General features: G+C 47.5%; 17 protein-coding genes. 14 read left to right on the top strand and 3 right to left on the bottom strand.

The features are described from left to right. The first annotated feature begins 18 nt into the window (after nucleotides 1-18). The 13 genes from BCT27_RS03440 to BCT27_RS03380 all read left to right on the top strand — a co-directional run bounded on the left by BCT27_RS03440 (nucleotide 19) and on the right by BCT27_RS03380 (nucleotide 9,340). Nucleotides 19-1,560: an integrin gene (locus BCT27_RS03440; protein WP_133153367.1), complete on the top strand. Its 1,542-nt coding sequence runs from the start codon at nucleotides 19-21 to the stop codon at nucleotides 1,558-1,560. Between the two features lie 102 nt (nucleotides 1,561-1,662). After that, on the top strand, nucleotides 1,663-2,358 hold the full coding sequence (locus tag BCT27_RS03435) for a glutathione S-transferase family protein (RefSeq protein ID WP_102395041.1): 696 nt from the start codon (nucleotides 1,663-1,665) through the stop codon (nucleotides 2,356-2,358). A gap of 255 nt (nucleotides 2,359-2,613) precedes the next feature. Continuing rightward, nucleotides 2,614-3,714: an agmatine deiminase family protein gene (locus BCT27_RS03430; protein WP_102391635.1), complete on the top strand. Its 1,101-nt coding sequence runs from the start codon at nucleotides 2,614-2,616 to the stop codon at nucleotides 3,712-3,714. A gap of 225 nt (nucleotides 3,715-3,939) precedes the next feature. After that, nucleotides 3,940-4,305, top strand: a complete 366-nt coding sequence (locus BCT27_RS03425) for a hypothetical protein (protein WP_102395040.1) — start codon at nucleotides 3,940-3,942, stop codon at nucleotides 4,303-4,305. A 51-nt stretch (nucleotides 4,306-4,356) separates the two neighbouring features. Continuing rightward, nucleotides 4,357-4,764, top strand: coding sequence for a GNAT family N-acetyltransferase (locus BCT27_RS03420; RefSeq protein ID WP_102395039.1), 408 nt, complete (start codon nucleotides 4,357-4,359; stop codon nucleotides 4,762-4,764). An 11-nt stretch (nucleotides 4,765-4,775) separates the two neighbouring features. After that, on the top strand, nucleotides 4,776-4,943 hold the full coding sequence (locus BCT27_RS03415) for a VOC family protein (protein ID WP_422386136.1): 168 nt from the start codon (nucleotides 4,776-4,778) through the stop codon (nucleotides 4,941-4,943). 91 nt (nucleotides 4,944-5,034) lie between these two features. Beyond that, nucleotides 5,035-5,271, top strand: a complete 237-nt coding sequence (locus BCT27_RS03410; RefSeq protein ID WP_102391612.1) for a DUF1272 domain-containing protein — start codon at nucleotides 5,035-5,037, stop codon at nucleotides 5,269-5,271. 170 nt (nucleotides 5,272-5,441) lie between these two features. Then, nucleotides 5,442-6,293, top strand: coding sequence for a LysR family transcriptional regulator (locus tag BCT27_RS03405; RefSeq protein ID WP_241908494.1), 852 nt, complete (start codon nucleotides 5,442-5,444; stop codon nucleotides 6,291-6,293). 287 nt (nucleotides 6,294-6,580) lie between these two features. Beyond that, nucleotides 6,581-7,099 (top strand): transcription termination/antitermination protein NusG, encoded by a 519-nt coding sequence (gene nusG, locus BCT27_RS03400; RefSeq protein ID WP_102317556.1) that lies wholly within the window; start codon nucleotides 6,581-6,583, stop codon nucleotides 7,097-7,099. A gap of 180 nt (nucleotides 7,100-7,279) precedes the next feature. Continuing rightward, nucleotides 7,280-7,591: a cupin domain-containing protein gene (locus BCT27_RS03395; protein WP_102395037.1), complete on the top strand. Its 312-nt coding sequence runs from the start codon at nucleotides 7,280-7,282 to the stop codon at nucleotides 7,589-7,591. 32 nt (nucleotides 7,592-7,623) lie between these two features. Next, nucleotides 7,624-8,280 carry an alpha/beta hydrolase gene (locus BCT27_RS03390; RefSeq protein ID WP_102395036.1) on the top strand — a complete coding sequence of 219 codons (657 nt, stop codon included), beginning with the start codon at nucleotides 7,624-7,626 and terminating at the stop codon, nucleotides 8,278-8,280. Between the two features lie 225 nt (nucleotides 8,281-8,505). Then, nucleotides 8,506-8,979, top strand: a complete 474-nt coding sequence (locus BCT27_RS03385) for a 2TM domain-containing protein (protein ID WP_102395035.1) — start codon at nucleotides 8,506-8,508, stop codon at nucleotides 8,977-8,979. Nucleotides 8,980-9,160: 181 nt separating this feature from the next. Further along, nucleotides 9,161-9,340 (top strand): hypothetical protein, encoded by a 180-nt coding sequence (locus BCT27_RS03380; RefSeq protein WP_017017104.1) that lies wholly within the window; start codon nucleotides 9,161-9,163, stop codon nucleotides 9,338-9,340. 175 nt (nucleotides 9,341-9,515) lie between these two features. Here the strand turns inward: BCT27_RS03380 and BCT27_RS03375 are convergent, their stop codons facing one another. After that, nucleotides 9,516-10,829, bottom strand: a complete 1,314-nt coding sequence (locus tag BCT27_RS03375) for a hemolysin family protein (protein WP_102317559.1) — start codon at nucleotides 10,827-10,829, stop codon at nucleotides 9,516-9,518. A 303-nt stretch (nucleotides 10,830-11,132) separates the two neighbouring features. On the opposite strand from BCT27_RS03375, the gene BCT27_RS03370 reads away from it, so the two are divergent. Then, nucleotides 11,133-12,164, top strand: coding sequence for an endonuclease/exonuclease/phosphatase family protein (locus BCT27_RS03370; protein ID WP_102395034.1), 1,032 nt, complete (start codon nucleotides 11,133-11,135; stop codon nucleotides 12,162-12,164). 79 nt (nucleotides 12,165-12,243) lie between these two features. Here the strand turns inward: BCT27_RS03370 and BCT27_RS03365 are convergent, their stop codons facing one another. After that, entirely contained in the window at nucleotides 12,244-12,531 is a 288-nt protein-coding gene (locus BCT27_RS03365) for a YciI family protein (RefSeq protein WP_102391605.1), read from the bottom strand. 30 nt (nucleotides 12,532-12,561) lie between these two features. Further along, nucleotides 12,562-12,804, bottom strand: a complete 243-nt coding sequence (locus tag BCT27_RS03360; RefSeq protein ID WP_241908493.1) for a Flp family type IVb pilin — start codon at nucleotides 12,802-12,804, stop codon at nucleotides 12,562-12,564. Nucleotides 12,805-12,955 lie beyond the last annotated feature (151 nt).

Below are 12,955 nucleotides of genomic sequence, written 5' to 3'. Positions count from 1 at the left end.
TGTCGCAAGAACACGGCATTGGAAAACAATTGTGAATCATTGAGTTCCGAGATTACTACGACACAGCATACCATCACGCTATCGGAAGTGATGGTCCCAAACCTGCTCTCGGACGACTTCTTCATATTGGCGATGAACAGCACCAACAAGCTTGCTGGGAGCGAGGGGAACATTGATTTCAATACCTATTCCGAGCTGACGAGCTACATAAAAGCTAGCACGATAGGGGATGGAGACCGGTTTGGTGGATCGGTCACCATTAGTGCTGATGGTCAAACATTAGCGATTGGGGCTTATTACGAAGATTCTAGTGATGCAAATGATGAAACAAACAATTCAGCTTCAAACAGCGGGGCTGTTTACATCTTTACGCTCAGTAACAATGTTTGGGTCCAGCAAAGCTATTTGAAGGCGAGCAACGTTGATGTTGACGATGAGTTTGGCGTTCGACTCAGTTTGGATGCGAACGGTCAAACGTTAGCCGTTGGTGTTCCCGATGAGGATTCGGCAGATCAAACCACGCCACTTGATAACACTGATACTGAATCGGGTGCGGTGTATATTTTTGAACGAAGTGGAGACTCATGGGCACAAACAGCTTATCTGAAAGCGAGCAATGCAGAACAAGATGATTTGTTTGGAATGGCTGTGAGCTTGAGTGCTGATGGCGAAACGTTGGCAGTAGGGAGTATTGGAGAGGATTCTAACGATCTGAACAATAGCAGTGATAATGCCGCACCCAGTTCTGGGGCTGTGTATGTTTTTACGTCAAGCAGCGGCGTATGGAGTGAAACGGCGTATTTGAAGGCGAGCAATCTCGATAGCAGTGACAGTTTTGGCTCAGTGGTTGCTCTTAGTGATGATGGGCAGGTTATGTTGGTGACCAGTCCTTATGAAGCATCTGGCGATCCAAATGATGCCAGCAATGACACCTTAGTAGCGTCCGGTGCTGCGTATATTTTTACACGAAGCGGAAATGCCTGGTCAGAACAAGGGTATCTTAAAGCCAGCAATCTTGAATTTATTGATATCTATGGTTTTCGCGGTGCCATTAGCGGTGATGGTGAGACCTTTGTGGTGACAACCACGGAGGAAGATTCAGAAGACCCGAATGACGAGAATAACAACAATGCATCAAGCTCTGGCGCCGCTTACGTTTACACCGTGAGTGGGGGCGTGTGGAGCCAGCAGGCTTACTTGAAAGCACAAGATCCTGACGTTGGTGATTTTTTTGGCTCGTCGGTAGACATCACAACTGATGGTGATCGTATTACGATTGGCGCGATCGGTGATAAATCCACTGTCTTTAATGATCCGACGGACAACAGTGGGGCTACGAATGGTGCGGTGTATGTGTTTGCGCGTAGCGGGAATATATGGTCGCAAGAGGCATTCATTAAAGCGAATGTCATTGATACGGATGATCAGGTCGGCGTATCTGTTAGTCTCAGCGGCGACGGTAACACGCTGGTATTTGGCTCTATGTTAGAGGATTCGGCAGATGCGGATGATCAAACCAATAATGCATTTGATACAGCGGGGGCGGTGTATATCTTCTAGTGAAAAGATACGTATAGAAAAATATGAATATTTTTGCGACCTTTTCAGCGTGCCCTCGTCTTTATAGGTGTAAGCACATTAAATCCTATGAGGAAGCCCATTATGTTGAAGATTGTAAGTTTCAAAATCTGCCCATTTGTCCAACGTGTTACCGCTGCGCTTGAGGCGAAAAAGATCCCCTATGAGATTGAATTCATCAACCTGAAAGACAAGCCTCAGTGGTTCTTGGATATTTCACCCAATGGGCAAGTGCCGGTCATGGTGACTGACGGTGGTGCCGTATTGTTTGAGTCTGATGCGATTGTGGAATATATCGATGATGAATACGGGGAACTGGAAAGCGGCGTGACCAATGAGCAACGCGCTTTAGATCGTGCATGGGGTTATTTGGGGTCGAAAAACTACATGACTCAATGTGGCACTATGAGCAGCAAAGATGAGGCAATATTTTCTGAGCGAGTGAAAAAGCTTCGTGCTGTGTTTGAGAAGGCTGAAAAACAACTGTCGGGAGAAACGCGGTTTTTCAAATCCGACACCTTGAGCAAAGTCGATATTGCATGGCTACCTCTGCTTCACCGTGCGGCGATCATCAAAGCGCACTCAGGGCATGACTTTTTCTGCGGCATGCCAAAAATGCAAGCATGGCAGGCTGCGATCATGAAAACGGGATTGGTCGAGAAATCAGTCTCGGCGGACTTTGAACAACGCTTTGTGGATTTCTACCTTACCAACACGTATTTAGCGGGTGGAGAAGAAGCGAACATTTCATCGTGTGCTGAAGTGAGTTGCTGCCAATAGCTGTGTTGCGTCAATTTGGAATGAAAAAAGCGCTTTCAATAAGCGCTTTTTTTGTCTGTTTTTTCATCCTGTCTATTTGCTTCAGTATGCATATTTACCATAAGCACTTAAGTGCATTTTCTCTTAAGTGTTCGTCACGAGAAACGCGCCGCGCGTAGCATTTTCACCCTTCAAACAGACCATGTTAAATCAAAGCGCTTAGACTGAGAGTGTTTAAATGAACAAGGTTTTTCGCTTCAATTCTTTGGACTTATGATGATTTCTCGACGTCGATTTATTCAGCAAACAGGTTTGTTCGCCATGACATTGCCCCTCACCCGTTATGTGCATGCCACAGACAGATCTAAAGGGTGGCTAATGCCTGATGAGGCAGCACCACATGCACGTACATGGATGATATTTGGTGCCAACAAGGATATTTGGGGGCAACGCTTGCTGCCGGGTGTGCAGGAGAACCTTGCAAATATTGCTCTGACTATCGCTGAGTATGAGCCTGTCTCTATGTTGGTTCGTCAAAGTGACATGGCAAGGGCGTATGCCTTAATGGGCGACAAAGTCGACTTCATTGAAAGCAACATGAATGATTTATGGGCGAGAGACACAGCGCCGTTATTTGTTGAAAGCCCAATGGGAGAATGCGCTGCAATAGATTTCAATTTTAATGGTTGGGGTGGCAAGCAAGCCTATCGGTTGGATGCGAAGGTGGCGGCACTGATTGCCAATCAAGCCCAATTCCCGCTGAAAAGAGCGCCTGTGGTGATGGAAGGAGGGTGTATCGAGGTTGATGGTCACGGCACCGCAATCATTACGGAAAGTTGCACCTTGAACAAAAACCGTAACCCAGGCATGTCCAAAGCCGCGTTTGAAGACGCGTTATCGCCCTTGCTGGGGTTAGAAAAGATCATCTGGCTGCCGGGCATAAAGGGGCGTGACATCACTGATGGGCACACGGATTTTTATGCGAGATTCACCACGCCGGGCAATGTTGTGGTGGGCATCGATACCGATCCTGATTCCTACGAATACGATTTGACGCGCGAACATGCCGACATACTTGCCAATGCCACGGATGCACAAGGTAATAAGCTCTCGGTTCATACATTGGAAGCGCCGAACACTGTGCGAGAGAAATACGATAGCCCTGATTTTGCCGCTGGTTACGTGGGCTTTTATGTGTGTAATGGTGCGGTCATCATGCAAGAATTTGGCGATGTTGAAGCAGACAGAAAAGCCAAAAACACACTGGCATCACTGTTTCCTGAGCGTGAGATTGTGGCGCTGAACGTTGATGCCATTGCAGCAGGCGGTGGCAGCATCCATTGTGCCACGCAACAAGAGCCGAGATGTTTAACCTAAGCGCTTAGCGTTAGTATTGGGTGTGAATAAATAGCCCCATTTTTAAAGGTATTGTCTCCAAACGTGCGCGCGCTAGCGTTTCGTAACAAGAAATGAGAGCGAGAGAGGCGTGAACCACTCTGTGTGAGAAAAAGCTTCTGGTATTATCAGCCCCTAAGCACAGTGAGCATGAAGCAGAAAACAGCATGTGGTCGTTTTCTGTATTGCGTTAATGGAGAGCAATTCATGGATCTTAAAGGTCTGGAAAAATATCTGGCATCAAATAATTACGATTCAAAACCTGTCACAGGTGGTGTTCTGATCAATTTGGGTGCATTGGTAGGTCGTGTGCACGTGAAGTATGACGATGCCTCGAAAACCATGAGTTTTAACGACAAATCTCGCTGGGTTACTCAGTCCATTCTCGCCCTTATCATGTTGTTTTTCCTTATCACCAATTTCAATGTGTATTCCCAGTTGCAACTGTACTCTTGCATCGCGGTCACCATTGGTATGTTCCTGATCTTTTGGTTTAAAGAAAAGAAAATCACTGCATTGAAACAGGCGTTAGAAGCGGCCGGCGCTTCACAAGGCGCACCTAAAAAGAAATAACCCAGCGATAAAGATGCGAGCGAATTGCAATAACGCGATCAGGAGGCAAGCATGGAATTCCACATCGTGAATGATCCCAACGTGGACGACATCATGGATGTGCGACGCGGCCTGATTGCGTTCAATGACCCGTTTGTTGAGGACGCACAAGAGATGGATGCCGGCAAGCGTGTCGGCGGCATCGTTTCAAAGATCTGGGGGAATTGGATGTATATCCGCTTTCTTTGGGTTGATCCCGCATTGGGCGACAAAGGCATCGGTACCCAGCTCATGCAAAAAATGGAAGACCATGCCATTAAGCAAGGCTGCCATTCGGCATGGGTAGATACGCTGAGCTTCCAAGCCAAACCCTTCTATGAAAAGTGTGGCTACCGTTGTCAAATGACCCTTGATGATTACCCTGTCGCTCATCAACTCCATTTCCTGACAAAAAAGCTGGTGGACCGCCCTACGCTATAAGGAGTTCGCCAATGCTAAGCGGGTTAAATCACATCACATTGTCTGTTAGCCATCTCGATACATCACTGACGTTTTATACGAAACAGCTAGGTTTTAAAGGGCATGTGAAATGGGATGATGGCGCGTCTCTCTCCTTAGGCGACATTTGGCTCTGCTTGATCCCGACGATCACAAATTAGATATTCATGTGGGAACGCTGGCAAATAGGCTCGAAAGTTTAAAGAGAAAGCCTTACGCTGGATTGGTCTGGTTTTAAACAAGGAGAGTGTGATGTTAGAACTTCGACCCAGCTGTGAGTGCTGTGACAAAGCCCTGCCACCTGACGCCACTGATGCATTGATCTGCACTTTTGAGTGCACGTTTTGCAAAGACTGCGTCGATGGCGTACTTAACGGTGTTTGCCCAAACTGTGGCGGGAATTTCTCTCCGCGTCCGATTCGCCCCGCTTCATTACTTGCGAAATACCCGGCATCAACGACACGGATCGTAAAGCCCCAAGGCTGTTAGGCTATCAGGTTCGAATCACCCCGATCAATCTTCCCTTGCCCCTTGCCCCTTGCGCGTTCGGCGCACAGTTCTAGATCATACAACTTCATGGGGTGACTTCCTTCTAAGGGATGATTGAGTTAGCAGCACGGTAAACGGAGAATGACTCCATTAACATGGAGGTTTACGCAATGGGCGATGGCAAAATTGCAGAGCCAGTCTGGAACGATTTGAAGATTTTCTTTGCTGTGGTGAAGGCGCGTTCGCTTTCAGGCGCATCTAAATCCCTTAATATCAGTCATTCGACTGTGTGTCGTCGGGTCGCTCGCCTCGAAGAAACAGTAGGAGTGTGTCTCATTCGTCGCACGACCAATGGTATTACTTTTACGCATGATGGACAGCAGTTGGGCACGTTCGTTGAACGTATGGGGGACAATGTCAGTGACATCCGTTTTTGGTTGAAGAAGAAACAAGAGCATATCGAAGGTACATTATCCGTAAGCTGCTGTGATATTGCGTTACCAAGACTGTCTTCTCTGATTGGGGCGTTTTCTGCAACCCACCCCAACACTAACTTTGATATCTGTGCGACACCCATGCATGTTGATCTGAGAGAGGCAAACACCGATCTGGCTATTCGCGCGACCAATTCTCCCGATGAAGATTTGGTGGGCATACGCTTGCAATCTTTTTCATTGCAGCTTGCACAAAAACGTAACGTAAAAGATGGTGATGCTGCGATTTGGGTGGGGTTGAAGGAGGATTTTGCTCATCTGCCTGGAGAGCGTTGGCAAGGCGAACAAAAAGACGCTTGTATTTATCAACTTAAGGCTGACAGCTATATGTGTGTCGGGGAGATCATTCGGTCTGGGGTCGGGATCGGTTTGCTTCCAAGCTTTATTGTTGAAAACGATGACGCATTGAAAAGTATCCCCACTTTTACGCCTTTGCCTTGTTGGAATCTGTGGCTGCTTTATCATCCCACGTTGAATAGAAACCCCTTGCTTACAGCATTTGCCAGTCACTTAAAATACACGTGGTAATGGCAGAGAGCACGTGACGCTTCTTTTGCAAAAAGCACGCAATAGGCTCCCCGTTTAGATCAATCCAATGTTCATCTTTGTGATAAGCATTCCGGAGTTGTTATTACACAAAGAGGCTGTGTCACACCCTCCACTCTTTTGCTTCTCTCTTCTGCAGTTAAGAGTTATTATTCTTCGTGAAATAAGTTAAATCCTGCAATCGTAAATTTCTCAGTCTGCAGTTCATGTTTTGAGCTCATGCGCCTTTCATTGTTAAGGGCATTGAGCCTGCGTTAAAGGAGAGCGAATTGCACAGTTATCGCTGGTACGTTGCGTTTACGCACGTTGGTGAAGAACAAGATTTCGTCGACCGCCTTCAACGTAAGGGAATGGACGTGTACTTGCCTGTGCGCACCTTCTCGCAAGTGTTGAATGGCAAAAGGCGAACCAGCTATGAGCCATTGTTCAAATGCCACGTTTTTGTTCGCACCACACCTGAAGGACTTCAGTGGGTAAAAACGGCGCCGGAACTGTCTCACTTTGTTCGGCACGGTAAATACTTGGCCTCTGTGCCGGGTTGCGACATCGTTAAAATTAAAACCGTGCTGCACTACTATGAACAAACCGAATCCATCAATAACAACAAGGTCGACGGTTGTACCATTGCCGTGATCAACGGTTCACTAAAAGGCATTACCGGAAAGTTTGTTGAAATGGGAGAGGTAAAACTGATCGCTACGCCGGTGACCCAGCTTGGGTTCTCGATGTTGCTCGATCTGCCCTCAAGCTGCTACGTCAGAACCGAAATATCTGAATTTACTTGGTGAGCAGTCACTCCGCACATTGACTGTTTTCACGTATGCCAAGGATGGCATGAGCAATGTCATCGTCTCGTCTCAATGCATTGACCTTATCGCTGTTTTTCCATGCCCTTGTTTTCAACGCCTCTCCCGATCTATAAGCTTTATACCCAAACAACTTGAGGTGAATACCGCAAGGATTGCTGTATGAAGTTTATAAAAAGCACCAATTTTACTGCTGAACGCCCATGGGGAGCGATGGACATCGCCAACATGAATGGCATCACCACGCGCCTTCATTGGACCGACCAACCCTACAAATGGCACATCAACGACGGAGAAGAGATCTTCGTTGTGCTCGATGGCAAGGTCGAGATGCGCTATCGCGAGAATGGCCTTGAGAAATCTAACCTGATGGTCGTTGGTGATATTTTTTACGCCGCAGTGGGCACTGAACATGTGGCGCATCCTGTCGGCGAAGCGCGCATCTTGGTGATCGAGAAAGAAGACAGTGTGTAATTCAAACAACCTTATAGATAGGGAACGAAAAGATGCTGAAATGCGTAGAAGTTGAACCGCAAATTGCCGCCACCGCAGCGGTAATCTGGTTACACGGCTTGGGCTCTAATGGCCATGATTTTGAAGCGATTTTGCCTGAGCTCCGCCTTCCTGCTGATGCCCCTGTGCGATTTATTTTTCCGCATTCGCCGTCGATTCCTGTCACGGTAAATGGCGGTATGGTGATGCCTGCGTGGTATGACATTCTTGAAATGGGGGCGGGGCGCAAGCTAAACACTGCACAACTGCTGGATTCGGCGGCGCAAGTATCAGCGTTGATCGAACGTGAAATAGCGCGTGGTATTTCTTCTGAACGCATTATTCTTGCGGGTTTTTCGCAAGGCGGTGCTGTGGCGTATCAAGCCGCTTTGAGTTTCCCGCAAACGTTGGCGGGGTTGCTTACGCTCTCGACGTATTTCCCAACGTCGGATTCCATCGAATATGCTGACGCCAATCGTACTATCCCGATTGAAATCATGCACGGTAGTCATGATCCGGTTGTGCTTCCTGCGATGGGCGAAGATGCGCGTGATGATTTGATTGCCGCGGGTTTTAAACCAAATTGGTCGACTTACCCCATGGAACACCAAGTGTGTATGCCGCAGATAAAAGACATTGCCGCGTGGCTTTCAGCGCGTCTAGGTCTTTAACGCTTCGGCTTTTAACGCTAAGAGCGAAATGTGGCAGATATTTCATCGGATTGGCCGTTGAGTCGGCTTTCTGTCGCATCGCTGACGCCTAAATTTGAAGCCAAGATAATGCAATGCTAATTGTATGTTTTTAAAGCACTGTCAGGTAAGTGTCACCACGGTGTCGTGGTGAATATCCTCTCGTTTTTTGTAGATTGAAAGGGCACACAGCAGAAAGGAAACGACATGATTATCAGGAAACTAAGATTGCAACGTGGGTGGTCACAAGAGCAACTTTCGGAGATGAGCGGCCTGAGTGTTAGAACCATTCAACGCATCGAAAGGGGTGACAAACCGGGATTGGAATCGCTGAAATCGTTGGCTGCTGTATTCGACGTTCAAGTATCAGATCTTCAAAAAGAACCGGAGCCCGACATGCCAGCTGACGTAAAAATTACAGAAGAAGAAACCCGCGTGATTAACCAAGTGAGAGAAATTAAAGGCTTCTACTCACACCTAATGACCTATGCGTTAGTGATCGCGGGGTTGTTCATTTTGAACTACATGAGCAGCCCGGAATATATCTGGGCGTGGTGGCCTGCTATGGGGTGGGGCATTGGCATTATTTCTCACGGATTAAGCGCATTTGAAGTGCTGAATTTCTTTGGCGCTGATTGGGAACGCAAGCAAGTTGAAAAGCGGTTAGGGCGAAAGCTATAACCCCAAATTGTCCACTACCAGGGATTACCTGATCGTGTCTTGCCAACATGCCCAATCACATTGGCAATGATTCATCCAACCTAAACCCGCTTTCGGCGGGTTTTCTATTGGCGTCACCCTGGAAATATGTTGATTTGGTGGTAAGTTGCCGGCTTTTCAAAAATAACGATAGCGAAGAAATGTGACTGAATCCGCCTTCGTGGGTATCTATAGAAGTGTTGATTGCGGTGAGCTAGGCAAAATCACTGTGCGAACTGATGGAGAAAGTGACGTGAAAGCGGGAGATCAAATTGGTCTGTCATTTCACACCAACAAGCTTCACTTTTTCGATAGCAAAGGGCTTTCTGCCGCTTACTCGTAACAACACTGCTCACACCTTGTGTGTTGGTATGAGCAGCGAAACATTCTCCCTATTTGTAGCAGTTCTCCCAATGTAATTCTGCTAATAAAACCCGGTATTCCTCTTTGGTTTCCGGGCTTTTTTTTGCATTTTTTCTCGTTTCTCGTTTCTCGTTTCTCGTTTCTCGTTTCTCGCTTTAAGCCGCTTCATGCGTTTTTGTGGGCTCTTTCGGCGGCACCATTAAAGGCATCATCTTCACATCGGCAATCCGGTTATGCGCCAATTTGATGATTTCAAAACGCCATGATTGATAGCTGATCACCTCACCTTCGTTCGGCAGACGACCCGCCACCCACATCAATAAACCGTTCAGGGTTTGGAAGCCTTCTTCCGCTTCTCCCAATAAGGTGCTGATGTTTAGTCGACTTTTGAACTCGGCGATGGGCATCATGCCATCCATGAACCAACTGCCATCGGGAAGCTGTTTCGCCCATGCATCTTCTTCCGACAACGACAAATCACCCGCAATGGCTTTCAGTAAATCGTAATGGGTGACTAACCCTTGGATGTCACCATATTCGTCGACGATAAACGCCAATTCACCGCTTTTTCGCTGCAAATAGTTCAGCAAGGTTAATCCGCGCATGGACTCAGGCACGTAAACCGGACGTTTTAAGAGGCTAGCTATCACGGGGATCGATAAATTGCCCGCTTGATTAAGCATGGCTTTGGAAGAAACCGTGCCCACCACGTTATCTAGATTGCCTCGACAAACAGGAAACACGCTGTGTTTGGTTGTTCGGATACGTTTGAGAACCTGGTCGACGGGTTGGTCGATGTCGAGAAAATCAATGTCACGGCGCGGTGTCATCAGCGAGCTAACCAGCCTGTCATTGAGATGCAGTATGTTGTTTATCATCTCGTGCTCTTGAGGCTCAATTGCGCCAGACAATGACCCTTCACTGACCAGTGCCTGAATGTCATCTTCGGTCACTGTGTCGTCGTTTTCTTGGCTGACGTTCAGCGCGCGCAGTGATGCTTCTGTGGAGTGTGTCAGTAAGGCAACGAAGGGCGTAGCGATTTTGGACAGCCAGTAAATTGGCAATGCCACTAACACTGAAAGTCGCTCGGCATTTGACTGTGCAAAGCGTTTAGGCACCAATTCACCGATGACAATGGCGAAGTAAGTAATCGCTAACACCACGCAGGCGGTTGAGAAAATATCTGCGGTGTACACATCCAAGCCCATCACCACCAACCATTCAGCAAAGGGCACAGACAAGGTCGCCTCACCGACGATGCCGCTCAGCAAACCAATCACGGTAATGCCAATTTGAATGGTTGAGAGGAATCGTGTGGGGTTTTCTTTGAGGGTCAGTGCAACGTGCGCGGCTTTACTTCTTTCCGCTAAACGCTTTAATCGACTGCTTTTGGCGGTGACCAACGCAATCTCCGACATGGCAAAGATACCGTTAATAACAATTAAACTAACAAGCAGTAGCACGTCCATAGTGTATTGATTCCGCTGATGAAATTATCTACAGATTAATCTGGAATCGTCTTGCTGAATGTGATTATACCCAAACAACCTACGCTTACTTTTTCCGCGAAACTGAGCGAATTGATCCGCGACTGAACGCTCGTCATGCCGTTTTATGAAATCTATCTTGCCAAAGTCTTATGGACGTGAAGTTTGCCCACATTGTTGGCTGATAAAATACACGATCTAAAGCAGGTGATCGACGAAGTTTGTTGTTGCGGTATTTGAATGCCTGTGAGGTTGTTTGGGTATAACTACAGAGAGGAAAAGAAGATGGATATTCGATTCGGTACATTTAATCTCTACCAATTCGCTGCGCCTCCGGTGGCATGGTACGCCCCACAGAACACGTATTCAGACAGCGATTGGTTCGACAAAAAAGCATGGGTAACTGCGCAACTCGACGAGATGGCGTGTGATGTGGTGGGCTTTCAAGAAGTGTTTAGCCCTGACGAACTAAAAGCCTTGGTGAACGCTGCAGGATACCCGCATTTCGCGGTGGTAGATACGCCAGCAAAAGGCGATGACGGTGACAATGTGTACGTTGGGCCTGTGGTGGCGATCGCCTCCAAATTCCCTCTGGTTTCTGCGGAAAAGGTGTCATTCAATGACAACTCCAGCCAGCATTTACCGCTAAAAGAAGACACAGAGTTTTCGCGTACGCCTATCCGCGCGGAAGTTCAAATCGACGGTGCGGCCAATGCGATTGTTTACGTCGCGCACTTTAAATCAAAACGCCCTGTTTCTATTCCGTCAGATGTTTGTGATAACGCCGGGTGGAATGAGCGCGTGTTGGCAGCGATGCAAGCGAGATCCATTGGCAACGTGGCGTCTATGCTGCAACGTGGCGCGGAAGCGAGTGAGCTCTACGAGAACATCTCGAAAGATCTGCACGCATCATCAGAAACGCCTGTGGTGTTGCTGGGGGATTTGAATGACAACATCCATTCCATTGCCATCGAAGCCCTCTCAAACCGAGGCCGAGTGTATGACATTGATGGTGTCGCTTGGGCTGACCTGCCCATTGAGGCCAAGGTCGCAAGTTACAAACTCAAGTTATACGATGCCTTCGACATGGCCCCTAACCCTGATGGCACCGCAAGAACGCCGACGCATTATCATCGCGGTGAGGGTGGCACGTTGGATTACGTGTTTGTCTCAAACGCCTTGAATGAGAAGAACAATCACGCTGCTGGTCGAGTGTCTGGGTTTGATGTATACGACGCGCATTTGAAAAATGATGGCGTGGGGAACAAGAAGCAATCTGACCATGCGCAAGTGGTGGCGACGGTGGCTTTCAACTGATCAGCCGATTTCAATCAAGAATCAAAGCGGCCATTGCGCCGCTTTTTTTGGCAGTTTTTTATCCTGACTTTTGCGGCCGCTATCCGTTTAACGCATCCAGACCTTCGGCGACCATGGAAGGCTCAAATTCCATTACGTCATAATCCGCCACATCCGCCTGATAGAAAGGATCGGCGCGCAGAATCGTGTCGAGGTGTTCGCGATCCTTGGCTTGCGCCAAAATGATCCCACCCGTGCGTGGAACTTTACGTCCTGATGCCAAAAAGTGCCCGTCTGCGTACTGTTTTTCTAAGTAAGCAATGTGCGCATCAATGTGCTGATCAACGTCAGAGAGTGCGACTTTGTAAGTGAGTGATACAACGAACATGGTGTGGCTCCCATCGTCAAAAAATCAGGATCAATTGCTCACTGAATCGATGTTTGTAGCAATGATTTGAAATGCAGAAATGAGGGTATCTTTGAAGGTTGGGTCTGTAATGAAGACTGCAAGAATGATGGCGGAGATGCCAACACCCATAATGGCGTACTCTACAGCGGTAACCCCTGATTGATCCTTCATATAGCGGTGAGCGAGTTGAGCTAAGGCTTTCATATTTTTATCTCGACAACTGACGGCAGATTCTGATTTATAAGTAAGCATTGTCATTCATCCTGAATGACAATGCTTATTGCAACCCGATTAGCGTAGCCACTAAGTTTATAATCTTCCAATAAAAAACCAGAATTCTTAGATTTATTAATGCGAAATCAAACTCTTATGATGGTGATGGCATATCATTCCGTATGAATTT

Origin of the sequence: Enterovibrio norvegicus, assembly GCF_002876705.1 — a bacterium.
In the GTDB taxonomy this organism is placed as follows: domain Bacteria; phylum Pseudomonadota; class Gammaproteobacteria; order Enterobacterales; family Vibrionaceae; genus Enterovibrio; species Enterovibrio norvegicus_B.
This window is presented reverse-complemented; position numbering and strand designations above follow the sequence as displayed.